This window comes from Inquilinus sp. NPDC058860 (assembly GCF_042743185.1).
Lineage (GTDB): Bacteria > Pseudomonadota > Alphaproteobacteria > DSM-16000 > Inquilinaceae > Inquilinus.
The window spans coordinates 1-17,561 of the sequence record NZ_JBHYMS010000094.1 but is presented as its reverse complement, the minus strand read 5'-3'; the positions used below and the strand labels follow the sequence as shown (position 1 = coordinate 17,561).

The following is a 17,561-nucleotide window of genomic DNA, read 5'->3' as shown; positions in this document are numbered from 1 at the left end:
GCTCTGGGCTTCGAAAACCCCCACCCCCAATCCCCCTCCCGCGAGGGGAGGGGGGACTCATTTTGCTTTCGGCGATGTCGTTACGGGCCTACTGACGCCGTCGATCGTGCTATCCCGGCAATGATGCTGTCCTGATCAGGTTGCGGAGCCGGGTGCCCATGTCGCGTGCAAATGTCGTGTCGTTCCGTCGGGCGGCGCCGTGGTGGACCGCGTCGGCGGCCGGCCGGCTGGAGATCGATGGCGGCGTGCCCCTCAGGGGCGAGATCGCCGTCGCCGGCGCCAAGAACGCGGCGCTGCCGCTGATGGTCTGCGCCGCCCTGACCGACGAGCGGCTGACCCTGCGCAACCTGCCGCGCATCCTCGACGTCGCCATCCTGGCCGGCATCCTGGCGGAGCTCGGCTGCGAGGTGTCGTGGGACGAAAGCGGGCCTGCCCTGTCCGGCACGATGGGCGGCTCCGGCTTCGGCACCGGCCGGGTCGATTCGGCGCTGGTCGCCCGCATGCGCGCCTCCTTCCTGATCGCCGGCGCGGCGCTGGCCCGGCTGGGCCGCATCGCGCTGCCGCTGCCGGGCGGAGACGCCATCGGCCTCAGGCCCGTCGACTTCCACCTCGCCGGCTTCCGCCAGATGGGGGCTGTCGCCGAGATCGAGGGCGGCGAGGTGGTGCTGAGCGCGCCCGGCGGCCTGCGCGGCGCCGCCATCGTGCTGCCCTTCCCCTCGGTCGGCGCCACCCAGAACCTGATGCTGGCGGCGACGCTGGCGCGGGGTGAGACCAGCATCACCAACGCCGCGCGCGAGCCGGAGGTGACCGACCTGGCCCGCTGCCTCGCGGCGATGGGCGCCCGCATCGACGGCATCGGCACCGACACGCTGCACATCGCCGGCGTCGACCGGCTGCACGGCGCCACCTACGACGTGCTGCCGGACCGGATCGAGCTCGGCACCCTGATCTGCGCCGCCGCGGCCACCGGCGGGGAGCTGCGCCTGGCAGGCGCCTCCACCGAGCTGCTGAGCGCCGCCCTGCCGGTGTTCGAGGAGGCGGGGATCGAGATCGAATCGGCCGATGGCGTCATCACCGCCCGCCGCGGCGCCGGCGGGCTCGTCGGCGTCGACATCATGACCCAGCCCTATCCCGGCTTCGCCACCGACCTGCAGCCGCAAGCCATGGCGCTCTTGTCCTGCGCCGAGGGCGCAGCGATGGTCACCGAAACGCTGTTCGAGAACCGCTTCCGCCACGTGCCGGAGCTGCAGCGCATGGGCGCCAACATCCGGGTGGTGCGCAACCATGCCGTGATCCGCGGCGTGCCGGCGCTGCACGGGGCGGAGGTGACGGCGACCGACATCCGCGCCGGCGCCGGCCTGCTGATCGCGGCGCTGGCGGCCCGGGGCACCAGCACGCTGCACGGGGTCGAGCATGTCGACCGCGGCTACGACACCCTGGTCGACCGGCTGCGCCGCTGCGGCGCCCGGATCCGGCGCGTCGACATCTGATATACATCACGAGATGGACGTAGGTTGGGCTCGCCTTGGCGAACCCAACACGTTCGAGAGGGGCACAATGCTGGGGTCGCTCTCGCGAACCCAACCTACGCCTTTCGCCGGCCCTTGTTTGTCAGGCGACCGGCTTCGCCTTCTCCGGCCGCGCGGCGTTGATCCGTCGCAGCACGAGGTCGCGCTCCTCGCGCACCTGGATCTCGCGGCCACGGGCCAGCAGGACCGTGCGCGCCCTCGGATGGTGCCAGCTCTGCGGCGCCCGCAGAGCCTCGACCCGGGCGGCGACCACATGCACCGGCGTGCCGGACGGGGTGGTCAGCCTGGCGACGGAGACGCCGTTGCCGAGCCTCTTCAGCACCGTCGGCAGCGAATCCGTCAGATAGGCTTCCTGCTCATCGGCGGCGGCGGTGCCGAAATCGATCTTGGTGCGGCCGGGGATCTCGCCCGACCGGTAGGATTCGCGGATGAAGACGATGTCGCCCTTTGGGATCGACACGGCGCCGCCCTGGTCGTCCGTCCCGGTCAACACGGCCTTGACCATGGAGTCTCCCTCCCAGCTTGCGGTTGATTCCTTGCGGAACCTGTTGTTGGAAAGATGGAATTAACCGGCGGGGGGATCAAGCGTTTGTGCGGTCACGCAAATCCGCGCACCGGCAGGCCCGGCCCGCGGCGCAGCCAGTTGCGCGGCGAATAGGCGGTGCGGCCGTCGGTGACGTGCAGCGTATAGGCGTGGCGCGACGCCGGCGACCGGTTCGGCGCGCTGTAATGCGGCAGCCGGCCGTGGAAGCAGACCAGGGCGCCGGCCTTGACCTCGACCGGCACGGCGGTGGCGTCGGTCGGCCAGGGCGTCGTGTCCAGCGTCTCCATCCGCGTCGCGCCGTCCTCCAGCAGGAAACGCTCGCGCAAGGGGCCGCGATGCCCGCCGGGCTCGACCCACAGGCAGCCGTTCGACCGGTCGGCATCCTCCAGCGCGAACCAGAAGGTGGTGACGCTGATCGGCGTGGTCTCGAAGAAGCTGGCGTCCTGGTGCCAGCGCACCTCGCCGCCGATGCCGGGCTGCTTGAAGATGTACATCGACTGCCAGATCTGCGGCTCGGCCAGGCCCAGATCGGCGGCCAGCGCCGCCAGCTTCGGGTCGCGCGAGAAGCGGTCGAACACCGGGTCCAGGTCGTGCAGCGCATGGCCGATCTTGTTGATCGACAGCGCCTTGGCCTGGCGCAGCCGGCCGGCCTCGTCGAACGCCTCCTCCTCGAAGAAGCAGCGGATCTTGTCGCCCGAGGTCAGGAAGTACTCGTCGGACTTCCGCTCCTGGTCCCTGGTGGTGAAGATCGAGACGGTGTCGCCGGGATCGAAGGCCTCGACGATCGCCTCGGCCCGGGCGCGGACGGCGCGGATCTCCTCGATCGGCTTGAAGCCCTCCAGCACCAGATAGCCGTCGCGCCCGTACTGCGCCGTCTGCGTCTCGCTCAGCATCGCCGGTCCTCGCTCCCGCTTCCGCCGGCAGTCTAGCGCGATCCTCGCCCTTGGCACCGGTCTTGCTTGCAATCGAACTGAAACAATGCTCGGACAGCGGCACGGGCGGGGCAGGGGGACGACGATGGCGACGACCGAAATCGGCATGGCGGCTGGCGGAGTGGCGGCGGACCGGCCGGACGCGACGGCGCGGCGGGCGCTGATCGCCTCGGCGGTCGGCTACGCCATGGACGGGTTCGACCTGCTGATCCTGGGCTTCATGCTGTCGGCCGTGGCCGCCGGCCTCGCCCTGACTCCGGCCGAATCGGGGTCGCTGGTGACCGCGACGCTGATCGGCGCGGTGGCCGGCGGCATCCTGTTCGGCATGCTCAGCGACCGCCTCGGCCGGGTGCGGGTGCTGACCTGGACCATCCTGCTCTTCGCCGTCTTCACCGGCCTCTGCGCCCTGGCCCAGGGCTATTGGGACCTGCTGGCCTACCGCACCATCGCCGGGCTCGGCCTGGGCGGCGAGTTCGGCATCGGCATGGCCTTGGTGGCGGAGACCTGGCCGGCCCGCTACCGGGCCCGCGCCTCCTCCTATGTCGGGCTCGGCTGGCAGGCGGGCGTGCTGGCCGCGGCCCTGGCGACGCCGCTGCTGCTGCCGGTGATCGGCTGGCGCGGCATGTTCGCGATCGGCCTCTTGCCCGCCATCGTGTCCTTCGTCGTCCGCCGCACCATCGGCGAGCCGGCGCTGTTCCTCGACCGCGCCGCCCAGGCACGGCAGGGAAAATCGCGCCAGGGCAACGCGCTGCGGCTCCTGGTCAAGGACGCCCGCACCACCCGGATCAGCTTTGCCGTCTTCATCCTCTGCTCGGTGCAGAATTTCGGCTATTACGGGCTGATGATCTGGCTGCCGACCTACCTGTCGACGGCCATGGGCTATTCCCTGACCAAATCGGCGCTGTGGACGGTGGTGACCATTCTCGGCATGTGCGTCGGCATCGGCGCCTTCGGCCATCTCGCCGACCGGATCGGCCGGCGCCCGACCTTCATCCTGTTCCAGATCGGCGCCGCGATCATGGTCGTGGTCTACGCCCAGCTCGACTCGCCGACGGCGCTGCTCGTCGGCGGCGCGGTGATGGGGCTGTTCGTCAACGGCATGATCGGCGGCTACGGCGCCCTGATGTCGGAGCTGTACCCGACCGAGGCGCGGGCGACGGCGCAGAGCGTGCTGTTCAACCTCGGCCGCGGCGTCGGCGGCTTCGGCCCGCTGGTGGTCGGCGCCCTGGCGTCCCAGTATTCCTTCAGCCTGGCGATCGGGCTGCTGGCGGTGATCTATGTGCTCGACATCGGCGCCACGCTGATGCTGCCGGAAACCAAGGGCGTGGAGCTCGAGTAGGGGGCGGCACCGCCGGCGGCCCACCCCTCATCTGTCATTGCCGGGCTTGACCCGGCAATCCAGGGGCCACCCAGAGCGGCATTGAGAATCCTGGATGCCCGGGTCAAGCCCGGGCATGACGGTGTGAGAGACGAGCCTCAGCCCACCGGCCGGGTTGCCTGCTCCAGCCAGGCGCGGTCCTCGCCCTCCAGCTGCGGGCCGACGATGTCGCGCACCCGGGCGTGGTAGGCGTCAAGCCAGGCGCGCTCCTCCGCAGTCAGCAGCGCCGCATCGACCAGGGCCAGGTCGATCGGGGCGAAGGTGATGGTCTCGAACTCGTAGAAGGTGCGGCTGTCGTCGGAGAGCTCGACGCAGGGTTGCACCACCACCAGCGTCTCGGTGCGGATGCCGTAGCGGCCGGCGGCGTAGTAGCCGGGCTCGTTCGACAGGATCATGCCGGGCTCCAGCGCGATCGTGTTCGGCGTCTTGGCGATCCGCGCCGGCCCCTCATGCACGCTGAGATAGCTGCCGACGCCGTGGCCGGTGCCGTGGTCATAGTCGAGGCCGTGCTCCCACAGCGGCCGGCGGGCGAAGGCGTCGATCTGCGACCCGGTGGTGCCCTTCGGGAAGCGTGCGGTCGAGATCGCGATATGGCCCTTCAGCACCAAGGTGAAGTTGCGCCGCATCTCCTCGGTCGGGGTGCCGACGATGATGGTGCGGGTGATGTCGGTGGTGCCGTCGCGATACTGGCCGCCGCTGTCGACCAGATAGACGTTGCCCGGCTCGATCCGCCGGTTGCTCTCGGCGCTGAAGCGGTAGTGGGGCAGGGCGGCGTTCGGGCCGGCGGCCGAGATGGTGTCGAAGCTGAGGTCGCGCAGCGCGCCAGTGGCGATCCGGAACTCCAGCAGCCTGGCGGCGGCACTCGCCTCGTCCAGCCGGCCGGACGGCGCCTCGCGCGCCAGCCAGGCCAGGAAACGGCTGACCGCGGCGGCGTCGCGGCGATGGGCTTCCCGGGTGCCCTCCAGCTCCACCGCGTTCTTGCGGGCCCGGGGCAGGGCGCAGGGGTCGGTGCCGACATCGACCTTGGCGCCCTTCAGCCGGTCCTGCACCCAGGCGCTGGCCGAGGCGGCGTCGATCCGCACCGCCTTGCCGGCGCGGCCCAGCCCCTCCAGCGCCTGGCCCAGCGAGCTCGGTGGCTGGATCGCCACCTCGTTGCCGAGATGGGTGTCGACGCCCGGCACCAGCTTGCGCCGGTCGATGAACAGGTCGACCAGCCCGTCGGCGTGCAGCACGGCGAAGGACAGCGGCAGCGGCGTGTGCGGCACGTCGGCGCCGCGCAGGTTCAACAGCCAGGCCACGCTCTCCGGCGCGGTCAGCACCACCGCGTCCAGCCGGTCGCGCCGCAGCGCCTCGGCCAGCTCGGCGCGCTTCTCCCGCGCATCCTTGCCGGCGACGTCCAGCGCCTGGACGATGGTGGGCGAGATCGGGGCCGGCGGCTGGTCGGTCCACAGCGTGTCGATCGGGTTCGCGTCGACCGCCACCAGCGAGCCGCCGGCGGCCTCAACGGCCTTGCGGGCCTTCTCGACCCAGGCGACGGTGACCAGGCGCGGGTCGTAGCCGGCGCGGCCGCCATTCGGCAGCGCCTCGGCCAGCCAGGCCTCATGCGGCTCCTGGTGCAGGTGCCGCCGCTCCCACAGCGCCGGGTCGGTCTGCTGCCCGGCCTGGATGGTGTAGCGGCCGTCGATGAAGATCGCGGCCCGCTCGGCGGTGACCACGGCGATGCCGGCGGAGCCGGTGAAGCCGGTCAGCCAGGCCAGGCGCTCGGCCCGGGCCGGCAGGTACTCGCCCTGATGCTCGTCGGCATGCGGCACGACGTAGCCGTCGAGGCCGAGCCGGGCCAGGGCGCCGCGCAGCGCGGCCAGCCGCTCCGCCGGCTTCGGCCCGGCCGGCCGGCGGGCGGCGGCGACCGCGGCCTTGGCGGCGTGCAGCCGCTTGGCCTGGGCCCCTGTCGCGCCCGGCACCGCCAGCTCCATCCATTCGCGGTCGTCCAGCGCCACCGGTGCGGCGATCACGCCCTCCAGCAGCTCCTGCAGCCCGGCGGCGTCGTAGCGGCCGCCGGTGTCGGCGGCCGCGGCGGCGAGGGCATCGGCGAGATCGGTGGTCATGGTCGGCGCGTCCGTCAGCGGGGCGGCCCGGGCCTCGGCGCCGGGCGGGATGGATTCCTTATCGCGCATCGGGCGGGGCGGGGGAAGCGGCCGGACGGTCCCGCCGCCAAGCCTGGCGCGGCCGCGTACAGGGATATGTTGCTATGCACAAATTCGATATTGCATTGCACAAGAAAGCGCGCATTCTATCTATCCAGAGACGCCGTTCTGGCGATCCATACATCAACGATAATCTCGGAAACGTCTCCCGGAAGCAGCGTTCCTCCATGCCGTCACGGCGGGGCCGCGGCGGATGTTGCAACGCAATAACCTGCACCAGCAGGAAGCGGAAACACGGGACACACGATCATGGGATACCAGCTTCTCGCCACTCTCATCCGCGGCTTCTTCCGGATCCGCGGCGGCATCGACCGCAGCCTGACCTATCACGAGCTGATGGAGCTGACCGACCGGCAGCTCGAGGACATCGGCCTGACCCGCAACCTGATCGAGACGGTGCTGGTGCAGGGCGACGAGGATGTGTCGGCCATGCTGCCGGAAGGCGCAGTGCGCGCCTCGCTGCAGCGCGCCGCCAACACCAACCGGCTCGCCAGCGTGGCCTGACCGGCTGATCAGCGTTCAGCGGTCTCGACGGCGGGCGTCTCGGGCGCCCGCGGATCGAGCCCGATGGCGCCCTGGGTCGCCGGCTGCACCGACACGAAGCCCGGCCGCGACTCGGCCGGGGCGCGGGCCCGTTGCCCCATCCGGTAGAGGGTGAAGGCGACCAGCAGCAGGTTCACCGCGCCGACGAAGGCGAACAGCATCGTGTAGCCCAGCTGCACCATCAGCAGGCTGGCCGGCACCGGCCCGACGACCGCGCCGATGGCGTAGATCAGCAGCAGGCCGCTCGAGGTCTCGACGAACTCCCCGGCCCGGACCTGGTCGAAGGTGTGGGCCAGGGCCAGCGGGTACAGCGGCAGCGAGAAGGCGCCGTACAGGAAGGCCAGGCCGATCACCGCCGCCTCCGGCAGTCCGTCGACGGCCAGCAGGGCGATGCCGGCGGCCGCGGTGCCGATGCCCGAGATCGCGATCGTCCAGCGCCGGTCGACCCGGTCCGACAGCCGGCCCAGCGGCCATTGCCCGACGGCGCCGCCCAGCACCCCCACGCTCATGAACAGCGCCACGGTCGCGGCATCGAAGCCGCGCGCCTGGGCGAAGACCGGCCCCAGCGACCAGAAGGCGGCGTTGCTGACGCCGACCACCAGGCAGGCGGCCGCGCCGACCGGCGAGGTCGCGACCAGCCGGGCCAGCCGCAGCCGCACCGTCTCCGGCGACGGCGGGGCGGCGACCCGGGTCATCGCGATCGGCAGCACCGCCAGGCAGATCATGATCGCGATCCAGGTGAAGGCGGCCATCGGGTTGCCGGCCTCCACCCCCAGCAGCATCTGGCCGATGGTGATCGCGACCAGGGTGACGATGGTGTAGAGCGACAGCACGGTGCCGCGGGTGCGGCTGGTCGCCTGCTCGTTCAGCCAGCTCTCGATCACCATGAACACGACGGCGAAGCAGAAGCCGGTGCCGCCGCGCAGCACGATCCAGGGCGCCGGGTGGACGAGCTGCGGGAAGGACAGGGCGACCGCCGCCGCCAGCGCCGCCACCGCCGCGAAGGTGCGGACATGTCCGGCGCGGCGGACCAGATGCGGGCCCAGGAGGCAGCCGAGCACGAAGCCGGCATAGTAGCCGGAGCCGAGCAGGCCGGTGACCACGGTGCCGAAGCCGGCGTCGGTCGCCCGCACCGCCACCAGCACCGCCTGCAGCCCGTTGCCGCACAGCATCAGCCCGACCCCGGCCAGGAGCGCGGCGACGGAAGAGAGGACGGCGGTCATCGGGGAACCTCGACGGCAAACAATCCTGTATGCCGTCGGGCCCGGGCGCTTGCTCCCCTTTTGTCATCACCGGGCTCGACCCGGTGATCCAGGGGCCATCAAGAGCGGTGCTTGCGGCCCCTGGATGCTCGGGTCAAGCCCGAGCATGACAATGAGTGGAAGTCGGCAGTCCGGACCGGCGGCACCAGTCCAAGCTCAGCCTAGGCCGGCCGCGGGCCGCGATTTTGTCCAGGAGCGACGGCCGCTGCAGCGGGCGCGCTGCCTCAGCCCAGGATCAGCGTCGGCCAGCCGCGGATCGGGATCTTGTCCGCCAGCGCCAGGCGCTGCAGCCGGTGCGCCGCCAGCACCTGGGGCGCCTGGCGGTCCAGCAGCCCGGCCAGGATCGCGACGCCGCCCGGCGCCAGGTGGCGGCGCAGGTCGTCCGCCATGGCCATCAGCGGCCGGGCCAGGATGTTGGCGATGATCAGGTCGTAGGGGCCGTGCTCCGCCACCACCCGGCTGGCATAGCCGTTCGAGACCACGGCGGTGATCCGGTCGGACAGCCGGTTGATCCGGGCGTTGATCCGGGTGACGCGGATCGATTCCGGGTCGATGTCGGCGGCCAGCACCGGGGCGTGGAACAGCCGCGCAGCGGCGAAGGACAGGATGCCGGTGCCGCAGCCCATGTCGAGGATGCGGTGGAAGCGGCGGCGGCGCGACAGCCGGTCCAGCGCCCGCAGGCAGCCCTCGGTGGTCGGGTGCTCGCCGGAGCCGAAGGCGGTGGCGGCGTCGATGCACAGCGGGATGGTGCCGGGCGGCGGCGGCTCCTCGATATGCGAGCCGTGGATGAAGAAGCGGCCGATGCGCAGCGGCGGGAAGGCCTGGTAGGTGGCGGCCAGCCAGTCGGTCGGCGGCACCTTCTCCACCACCGGCGCCGGCAGCGCCACGCCCAGCATGCTCTCGACCAGCGCCAGCCGCGCGGCCAGCGCCGCCTCGTCCGGCGGGGTGCGGTCGATGCCCTCGATCACCCAGTCGCCGCCCTCCTCGATCTCGAAGGCGGCGACCGAGGCGAAGGCGTCGTCGAAGGCGGTCTGCACGGCATCGCCGATCTCGGGGCTGACGACGATGCTGGTGCGCCAGGCGGACGCGGCTTCGGAGGGAACGGTGCGGCTCATCAAGGGTCCAGGCGGCAGGATCGATACTCGGCCGCACAGTATCCGGCCGGCCGCCGGTTTGCATCCGCGATGTCGGGTCAGGCCGCCGGGTCGAGCGGGGACAGGTCCAGGACCGCCGGCCGCTCGGGGGCGGCGTCGGACCCGAGCGCCTCGCCGAAGAAGGCGATCAGCCGCTCGTACAGCACCCGGCAGTTGCCCGGCTTGACGATGCCGTGGCCCTCGTCCGGGAACAGCAGCGTCTCATAGGGAATGCCGCGGGCGTCCAGCTCCGCCCGCATGATCTCGACATGCTCCGGCGTCACGTTGGGGTCGGTCAGGCCCTGGACGATCAGGAGGCGCCCCTCGATCCGGCCGACGGCGTGGATCGGCGACCGCTCGCGGTACTTTTCCGGCAGCTCGTCGGGCGTGCCGCCCATCATCGCCTCGGAATAGGGGCGCAGGTCCGGCCGGGTGGTCCAGTAGTCGGTGACGAGGTCGGTCATGCCGCAGATCGGCGCCGAGGCCGCGATCACCTCCCGCGGGAAATGGGTGATCGCCCACCAGGCGGAATAGCCGCCATAGGACAGGCCGGTGATGCCGACCCGGCCGGGCTGCGCCAGCCCGGCATTCATCAGCGCCAGGATGCCGGTGCGGATGTCCTCCTGCTCGCGCCCGCCCCAACCGTCTTCCTTGATCGCCTCCTGGAAGGCCAGGCCCAGCCCGGTGCTGCCGCGGTAGTTCGGCTGCAGCACGTGGAAGCCGGCCTGGGCCAGCGCCTGCGGGATGGGATCGAAGCGGCCGTCGTAGTGGGCGGTCGGCCCGCCATGGACATGGATCACGGCGCCGCGGGCCTCGCCCCTGGCGCGGTACAGCCAGCCCTGGATGCGCAGCCCGTCGACCGAATGCCACCAGAAGGACTCGGCCGGGCTCAGCTCCGCCGGGTCGGGCAGCGAGCCCTCGGGCAGCGGCGACAGCGCATGCACGGTCAGCAGGTCCGGCGCTTCGGCCGCCAGTGTGACGATGCCGGTCGGCGCCGTGGCCCGGCCGCGCTCCAGCACCCAGCGGCCGTCGGGCAGCGGCGCGATCGGCCGCAGGATGTCGCCGCCGCGGAACACCGGGACATAGGCGCCGGTGGAGATCATCAGGAACCCGGCCTCGTCCCGCGCGGCGCTGGACTCGATCACCACCAGCAGGTCGTGGCCGCCATCGGCCTGGCGCGGCCAGCGCACATGCTCGACCGGGATCGCCGGGGTGTCGACCAGCCAGCGCAGCTCGTCGGCGGCCAGGTCGATCAGCCCCAGCCGCTTGTGCGACGGTCCCTCGGCGACGAAGGCCACGCGACACCCGTCCGGCGACCACACGCCCTCGGCCTTGGCCGGGCCGCCGGGGTTGTACAGCTCGCGGTCCGCGCCGGTCTCCAGGTCGTGGACCCACAGCGCCCGGCCGCTCGGGTGGTGGTCGTTGCGGAGGTAGAGAATGCGGCGCCCGGTCGGATCCAGCTTCGGCATCAGCTTGCAGGACCGCCGCGGCGAGGCCAGGACGCGCTGCGTGCCGGTCGCGATGTCGTGCTCGTACAGGTGCAGGATGTCGCCGCCCAGCCCGGTGGCCGGGTCGCGGCTGGCGGCATAGACCAGCCGGCGCCCGTCCGGATGGGCCTGGGCGGTATAGACGTAATAGCCCGGCCGGTCCGGCAGCAGCGTCTCGGCCGGCCGCGCGGGGTCGAGCCAGACCCGCTGCAGCCCGACCTGCTCCTCGCCGTCGCGGCGGCGGGCGACGACCAGCGCCAGGCTGTCCGGCGCCCAGCTGAAGCTCTCGCAATCCCAGCCGGAGAATGGCTCCAGCAGCAGGCGCGGCGCCGCGTCGCCGGCGGTGGGGGCGACCCAGGGGCCATTGCCCTCGGCCTTGCCGTTCCACAGCCGGGCCACCCAGCGCCCGTCCGGCGACACGGCCGGGAACAGCAGCCGCGGCGCGGCGATCAGGCGGTCCAGGAAGCCGGGATCGATGCTCATGACAGAAATGCTACCCCAACGGCGGCGGGTCGAGATATGGCGCCGGACGCATGGCGGGCGCGGTCAGGCCGGGACGCCGGCCAGCTCCTCGACCCGGTGGCACGCCGCGCGGTGGCCGGGGCCGAAGTCGCGCAAGCTCGGCGCGGCCCGGGCGCAGAGGTCGACCGCATGCGGGCAGCGGGTGCGGAAGGCGCAGCCGGAGGGCGGGTTGATCGGCGACGGCGTGTCGCCCTGCAGCACCACCCGCCGGCGCTGCCGGGCCCGCACCGGGTCCGGCACCGGCACGGCGGACAAGAGCGCCTGGGCATAGGGGTGCAGCGGCCGGGCGAAGAAGGCGTCGCGGCCGGCGATCTCCGCCTCCCGCCCCAGATACAGCACCATCACCCGGTCGCTGATGTGCCGCACCACGCTCATGTTGTGCGAGATGAAGATCAGCGCCATCCCCATCTCCCGCCGCAGCCGCATCAGCAGGTTGACGATCTGCGCCTGGATCGAGACGTCCAGCGCCGACACCGGCTCGTCGCAGACGATCAGCTTCGGCCGCAGGATGATGGCGCGGGCGATGCCGATGCGCTGGCACTGCCCGCCGGAGAACTCGTGCGGGTAGCGGTGGGCCAGGGCCGGGGACAGGCCGACCTGGCGCATCGCCTCGTTCACCCGGGCCGCGACCTCGGCCCGCTTCAGCTCGGGGTGGAAGGTGCGCAGCGGCCGGCCGATGATCTGGGCCACCGTCATGCGCGGGTCCAGCGACGCCAGCGGGTCCTGGAAGATGATCTGCATGTCCCGCCGCCGCGGCCGCAGCGCGTCCTCGGGCAGGCCGGTCACGTCGCTGCCGTTCCAGGCGATGGTGCCGGCGGTGGGCGGGATCAGCTTCAGCACGGCCCGGCCCAGGGTGGACTTGCCGCAGCCGGATTCGCCGACCACGGCCAGCACCTCGCCGGGGGCGAGGTCGAAGGACACGTCGTCCACCGCCTTGACCACCAGCGGCGGCCCGCCCAGCAGCCCGGCCGAGAGCGGGAAATGGACCTTCAGGTTGCGGACCGACAGCACCGGGGTCATGGCACCAGCTCCGGCACGGCGGCGGGCTGCGGCAGCGGCCGGTGGCAGGCGACAAGGCCGGCCGCGGCCGGCAGCAGCGGCGGCATCCGGGCGGTGCAGGCCTCGACCCGGCGGTCGCAGCGCGGGGCGAAGGGGCAGCCCGGCAGGTCGCCGGATGCCGCGCGCGGCTGGCCCGGGATCACCCGCAGCTCGCCGTCGCGGCCCTCCAGGTCCGGCGTCGAATCCAGGAGGCCGCGGGTGTAGGGATGGGCCGGCGACGCGAACAGCGGCTCCACCGGCGCCGCCTCCATCACCTTGCCGCCATACAGCACCAGCACCCGGTCGCACATCTCGGCGACGACGCCGAGGTCGTGGGTGACCAGGATCACCGCCGTCCCCAGCTCGCGCACCAGGTCGCGCAGCAGGTCCAGCACCTGGGCCTGGACGGTGACGTCCAGCGCCGTGGTCGGCTCGTCGGCCAGGAGGATGCGCGGGTTGCACAGCAGGGCCATGGCGATCATCACCCGCTGGCGCATGCCGCCGGACAGCTCATGCGGATACTGCCGCATCCGCTTCGCCGGATCGGGGATCTTCACCCGGTCCAGCATCCGCGCCGCCTTGTCCCAGGCTTCGCGCCGGCGCATCCCCTGGTGGCGGATCAGCACCTCGGTCAGCTGCGCCCCGATCCGGTGGTACGGGTTCAGCGAGGTCATCGGGTCCTGGAAGATCATGGTCATGGCCGACCCGCGCAGCCGGTCCAGCCCGCGCCGGTCCAGCGCCAGCAAATCCTGCCCCTCGAAGCGGATCCGGCCGGTGGCGGCGCCGTTGCCGGCCAGCAGGCCCATGATCGACAGCAGGATCTGGCTCTTGCCCGACCCGCTCTCGCCGACGATGCCCAGCACCTCGCCGCGGCGGACCGTGAAGTCGACCCCGGCCACGGCGACGGCGTCGCCCCGGCGCATCCGGAAGCGGATCGCGAGGTCCTCGACGGAGAGGAGGGGGTCAGCGCTCATTGGGGTCGAAGGCATCGCGCAGCCCGTCGGCGACGAAGTTCATGCAGAACAGGGTCAGGGCCAGGGCCAGCCCCGGCAGGATCAGCATGTGCGGGGCGGTCTCGATCTTGGCCTGGCCCTCGCTGATCAGCACGCCCCAGCTGGTCTCCGGCGCCTGGACGCCGAGGCCGAGGAAGCTGAGCAGGGATTCGCTCAGGATCACGTCCGGGATCAGCAGGCTGGAATAGACGATCACCACGCCGACGCAGTTCGGAATGATGTGCTTCAGCACGATCTGGCGCTTGGTCATGCCGCCGGCTCGGGCCGCCTCGATGAACTCGCGGTGGCGCAGGGCGATGGCCTGGGCGCGGACGATGCGCGACGGCGTCAGCCACAGCGACAGCACCACGGCGATGATCACGGCGGTGCTGCCGCGCCCCAGCGCCATGCTGATCAGGATGACCTGGAAGATGTAGGGGATGCCGTACAGCACGTCGACGATGCGCATCATCACCTGGTCGACCACGCCGCCGAGGAACCCGGCGACCGACCCCCAGGTGACGCCGATGGCGACCGCGATCAGCGTCGCCACCAGGCCGATGATCAGCGACACCTGGCCGCCGGCCATGATCCGCAGCAGGAGGTCGCGGCCCAGGTCGTCGGTGCCGAAGGGATAGGCCGACAGCAGGTCCATCGGCGCGTTCATCGCCTCGAAATTGGCGTCGTCCGGCTCGTAGCCGTACAAGAGCGGCCCGCCGAAGCAGACGATCACGATCAGCACCAGCACGATCAGGCTGGCGACCGCGGTCCGGTTGGCGCGGAAGCGGCGCAGCGCCTCGCGGAACGGGCTGACGCCCTCAGCGCCCGCTTCCTCCGGCGCGGCGAGATCGGCCGCGGTCATGTGCGCGACCTCGGGTCCAGCAGCATCTGCGCCACGTCGGTCACCATGTTGAACAGGATGATGCAGCTGCCGTAGACCAGCGTGACCCCCATCACCATGGTGTAGTCGCGGCTGATCGCGCTTTCGACGAAGTAGCGGCCGATACCGGGCACCGCGAAGATGGTCTCGATCACCATCGACCCGGTGATCAGCCCGGCGGTGGCGGGGCCGAGATAGGCGATGACCGGGATCATGGCGCCGCGGATGGCGTGGTGGGTCAGCACCCGCCACTCGCCCACGCCCTTGGCCCGGGCGGTGCGGATGTAGTTGCTGCGCAGCGTCTCGATCATTGCGCCGCGGGTCAGCCGGGCGACATAGGCGATGTTCGGCAGCGCCATCGCCACCACCGGCAGCACCATCGACCGCCAGCCATTGTCCCATCCGGCCACCGGCACCAGGCTCAGCATCAGGGCGAAGACGATCTGCAGGATCGGCGCCATGACGAAGGTCGGCACCACGATGCCGCCCATGGCGACGGCGCTGACCAGGTTGTCCAGGATGCCGTTCCGCCGCAGCGCCGCGACCACGCCCAGGGTGACGCCGGCGACGGCGTAGAGCAGCGTGGCCCACAGCCCGATCTGCAGCGAGATCGGCAGGCCGTGGCCGATCAGCTGCGTCACCGTGTATTCGCGGTAGTACATCGACTGGCCGAAATCGAGCCGCACCACATCGCCCAGGAAGCGCAGATACTGCTGCCACAGCGGCTCGTTCAGGTGGAACTGCGCCTCCATCCGGGCGATCAGGGCCGGCGGCAGCTTCTTGTCGTCGTCGAAAGGACCTCCCGGCGCAAAGCGGATGACGAAGAAGGTGATCGTCGCCAGCGCGAACAGCGTCGGCACGCTGCCCAGCATGCGGCGAAGGACGGACAAGACCATCGGCCCTGGTGGCTCCCTGACTCTGCTCCGGCGGAGGGAACCCCCTCCCCCTATCCCCCTCCCGCGAGGGGAGGGGGGACTCGAAACAACGGCGGTCCCTCCGGATCAACGACCCCAGCCGAACCAATCACGCCCCCCCTCCCCTTGCGGGAGGGGGCAGGGGGGAGGGGGTTGTCGATCGAGGACTCCGGCGCCTATTTCTCGATGCTCAGATACTTCGACATCGGATGGCCGATCGGGTTGGCGCCCCAGCCCTTGACATAGGTCTGGACCAGGATGTTGTCGCTCGACACCGTGATCGGGATGAACACGTACTGGTCCAGCATGCGCTGCTCGGCCCGGCCCAGGATCTCGTAGAACTTGGCCTTGTCCGCGGCGTTGGCGTTGGCCTCGTCCATCAGCGTCTCGTACTCGTCGTCCTTCCAGTGGTAGCTGGGCGTGCCGGTGTAGCGCAGCGAATCCAGCCAGGTCTTGGCCTGCGGATAGTCGCCGCCGTAGCTGTCCATGCAGACCTGCCAGGTGCCGGTGTGCAGCTTCTCCAGCCAGGTCTTCACCTCGGTCAGGTCCAGCTTGGTGCGGACGCCGAGATTCTGTTTCCACATCGCCACGATGCCCTCGACCCGCCGCTTGCTGGCGGCGCTGGACGGGCCGATGATCTCCAGCTCCAGCGGCTTGTCCGGGCCGTAGCCGGCCTCGGCCAGCAGCTTTTTCGCCTCGGCCAGGCGCTCCTCCTTGCTCAGCCCCGCCTCCTGCACCTTGCCGGGCTTGTAGCTGGGGTCCTGGTTGATCGAGAAGGTGTACATCGGCACGTTGCCGGCCTTCTCGATCTTCTCCTGCAGGAAGTCGCGGTCGACGGCATAGGCCAGCGCCTTGCGCACGCGGATGTCGGACAACGGGCCGGCATCGGGCTGGAAGCTCAGATACTTCATGCCCAGCGTCGGGTTCTGGTGCAGCTCCTGCGGCCGTTCGGCCTTCAGCTTCTCCAGCTGTTCGACCGGCACCGTCATGGTCGAGTCCAGCTCGCCCGCCAGGTAGCGCTTCAGCTCGGTCGAGGCGTCCTCGGTGACGTGGTAGACGACCGTGTCGATCTTGACGTTGGCGGCGTCCCAGTAATTCGGGTTCTTGACCAGCACCACCTTCGACTGCGGCACGTATTCCTTCAGCATGTACGCGCCATTGCCGACGAACAGCTCCGGCCTTGTGTAGTCCAGCTTGTTGCCGGCCGCCTTCAGGCTCGGCTCGTGCACCGGCGCCGTGGTGTGGAAGTCGAGGATGTAGGGCGCGTCCGGCATAGGATAGTCGAGCGTCAGCACCACCGTGCGGTCGTCCGGCGCCGCGGCGCCCAGCTGGCTCGCGTCCTTCAGCGTGCCCTCGTTGAACGCCTTGCCGTTCTTGATCGGCAGCACCTGGGTCAGATAGTAGGCGTGGTTCGAGGCGATCTCCGGGTCGAGCGCGCGGACGATGCCGCGCACGAAATCGGCCGCGACCATCGGGTCGCCGTTCGACCATTTCAGCCCGGGCCGCAGATGGAAGGTCCAGGTCAGGCCGTCGGCGCTGGTCTCCCATGTCTCCGCCGCGCCCGGCTGCGGATTGCCCTGCGGGTCCAGCACCAGCAGCGCCTCGAACAGGTCGGCGACGATGTAGTTCTCGCGCGCGCCGGTGTTCAGCTGCGGGTCCAGGGTCGACGGGGCGCTGCCGAAGCCGCGGTTCAGCACCGTCTCCGCCGCCGCCGGGCCGGCCAGCGCCCCCGCTCCGGACACCGCCAGGCACAGGGCCAGCGCCATGGCCGATTTGTTCAGAAAGCTCATGCCATCCCCCAGATCTGTGATCCCCCCGCCGAGGCGGCGCCGCGGTCCCGATCCGGCCGGGCCGTGCTTCTGTTGCCGTCCTGCCTCATGCGTTTGGCGGGAGCGTTCCGCCCCGCCGGTCGCGATTTGGGCAGTCGGCCGTCGCTCCTGACAAGGCACGAAAGCGACGGAGGCCTGAACTTCAGGTTATCGGGGCGAGGCCGCGGGATATCGGGCCTGGACTGGGCCGACCTGTCCGCTAGGGTTTCGCCGGACGATTCGCGAGGAGCCGGGAAGATGAAGACGCGTGCCGCGGTAGCCGTCGCCGCAGGGAAGCCCCTGGAGATCATGGAGGTGGACCTGGAGGGCCCGAAGTTCGGGGAGGTGCTGGTCGAGATCAAGGCGACCGGGATCTGCCACACCGACGAGTTCAC

14 protein-coding genes and 1 pseudogene are annotated in these 17,561 nt (G+C 71.1%); 4 read left to right on the top strand and 11 right to left on the bottom strand.

Features of this window, described 5'->3' with window-relative positions; genetic code table 11:
• The first annotated feature begins 158 nt into the window (after positions 1-158).
• Positions 159-1,490, top strand: coding sequence for a UDP-N-acetylglucosamine 1-carboxyvinyltransferase (murA, locus tag ACFW16_RS34650; protein WP_380313666.1), 1,332 nt, complete (start codon positions 159-161; stop codon positions 1,488-1,490).
• Between the two features lie 121 nt (positions 1,491-1,611).
• On the opposite strand, the gene ACFW16_RS34645 is transcribed toward murA, so the two are convergent.
• Both ACFW16_RS34645 and ACFW16_RS34640 read right to left on the bottom strand, forming a co-directional pair.
• A complete protein-coding gene (locus ACFW16_RS34645; RefSeq protein ID WP_380313665.1) occupies positions 1,612-2,034 on the bottom strand; it encodes a hypothetical protein in 423 nt (140 codons plus the stop codon).
• Between the two features lie 92 nt (positions 2,035-2,126).
• The gene (locus ACFW16_RS34640; protein ID WP_380313664.1) at positions 2,127-2,966 is read right to left on the bottom strand and encodes a phytanoyl-CoA dioxygenase family protein; all 840 of its coding nucleotides are present in this window, start codon (positions 2,964-2,966) and stop codon (positions 2,127-2,129) included.
• A 124-nt stretch (positions 2,967-3,090) separates the two neighbouring features.
• Between ACFW16_RS34640 and ACFW16_RS34635 the strand changes: the two genes are divergently transcribed.
• Positions 3,091-4,344 (top strand): MFS transporter, encoded by a 1,254-nt coding sequence (locus ACFW16_RS34635; RefSeq protein ID WP_380313663.1) that lies wholly within the window; start codon positions 3,091-3,093, stop codon positions 4,342-4,344.
• Positions 4,345-4,481: 137 nt separating this feature from the next.
• On the opposite strand, the gene ACFW16_RS34630 is transcribed toward ACFW16_RS34635, so the two are convergent.
• The gene (locus ACFW16_RS34630; protein WP_380313662.1) at positions 4,482-6,488 is read right to left on the bottom strand and encodes an aminopeptidase P family protein; all 2,007 of its coding nucleotides are present in this window, start codon (positions 6,486-6,488) and stop codon (positions 4,482-4,484) included.
• A 348-nt stretch (positions 6,489-6,836) separates the two neighbouring features.
• Here ACFW16_RS34630 and ACFW16_RS34625 point away from each other — a divergent pair, with 348 nt between their 5' ends.
• Positions 6,837-7,091, top strand: a complete 255-nt coding sequence (locus ACFW16_RS34625) for a DUF1127 domain-containing protein (protein ID WP_380313661.1) — start codon at positions 6,837-6,839, stop codon at positions 7,089-7,091.
• 8 nt (positions 7,092-7,099) lie between these two features.
• On the opposite strand, the gene ACFW16_RS34620 is transcribed toward ACFW16_RS34625, so the two are convergent.
• From ACFW16_RS34620 to ACFW16_RS34585, 8 genes are all read right to left on the bottom strand, one after another.
• Positions 7,100-8,353: an MFS transporter gene (locus tag ACFW16_RS34620; protein WP_380313660.1), complete on the bottom strand. Its 1,254-nt coding sequence runs from the start codon at positions 8,351-8,353 to the stop codon at positions 7,100-7,102.
• Between the two features lie 263 nt (positions 8,354-8,616).
• On the bottom strand, positions 8,617-9,507 hold the full coding sequence (locus tag ACFW16_RS34615; protein ID WP_380313659.1) for a 50S ribosomal protein L11 methyltransferase: 891 nt from the start codon (positions 9,505-9,507) through the stop codon (positions 8,617-8,619).
• A 77-nt stretch (positions 9,508-9,584) separates the two neighbouring features.
• The gene (locus ACFW16_RS34610) at positions 9,585-11,495 is read right to left on the bottom strand and encodes a S9 family peptidase (protein ID WP_380313658.1); all 1,911 of its coding nucleotides are present in this window, start codon (positions 11,493-11,495) and stop codon (positions 9,585-9,587) included.
• A 63-nt stretch (positions 11,496-11,558) separates the two neighbouring features.
• Complete coding sequence (locus ACFW16_RS34605) at positions 11,559-12,554, bottom strand: ABC transporter ATP-binding protein (protein WP_380313657.1); 996 nt, start codon at positions 12,552-12,554, stop codon at positions 11,559-11,561.
• Positions 12,551-13,546: an ABC transporter ATP-binding protein gene (locus ACFW16_RS34600; protein ID WP_380313656.1), complete on the bottom strand. Its 996-nt coding sequence runs from the start codon at positions 13,544-13,546 to the stop codon at positions 12,551-12,553. Before ACFW16_RS34600 ends, ACFW16_RS34605 begins: the two co-directional genes overlap by 4 nt.
• On the bottom strand, positions 13,536-14,426 hold the full coding sequence (locus ACFW16_RS34595; protein WP_380313655.1) for an ABC transporter permease: 891 nt from the start codon (positions 14,424-14,426) through the stop codon (positions 13,536-13,538). Before ACFW16_RS34595 ends, ACFW16_RS34600 begins: the two co-directional genes overlap by 11 nt.
• Positions 14,423-15,340, bottom strand: coding sequence for an ABC transporter permease (locus ACFW16_RS34590; protein WP_380313654.1), 918 nt, complete (start codon positions 15,338-15,340; stop codon positions 14,423-14,425). Before ACFW16_RS34590 ends, ACFW16_RS34595 begins: the two co-directional genes overlap by 4 nt.
• A gap of 194 nt (positions 15,341-15,534) precedes the next feature.
• Complete coding sequence (locus tag ACFW16_RS34585) at positions 15,535-17,148, bottom strand: peptide ABC transporter substrate-binding protein (protein ID WP_380313653.1); 1,614 nt, start codon at positions 17,146-17,148, stop codon at positions 15,535-15,537.
• Positions 17,149-17,424: 276 nt separating this feature from the next.
• Between ACFW16_RS34585 and ACFW16_RS34580 the strand changes: the two are divergent.
• Positions 17,425-17,561: pseudogene (locus ACFW16_RS34580) on the top strand (S-(hydroxymethyl)glutathione dehydrogenase); the annotation flags it as partial.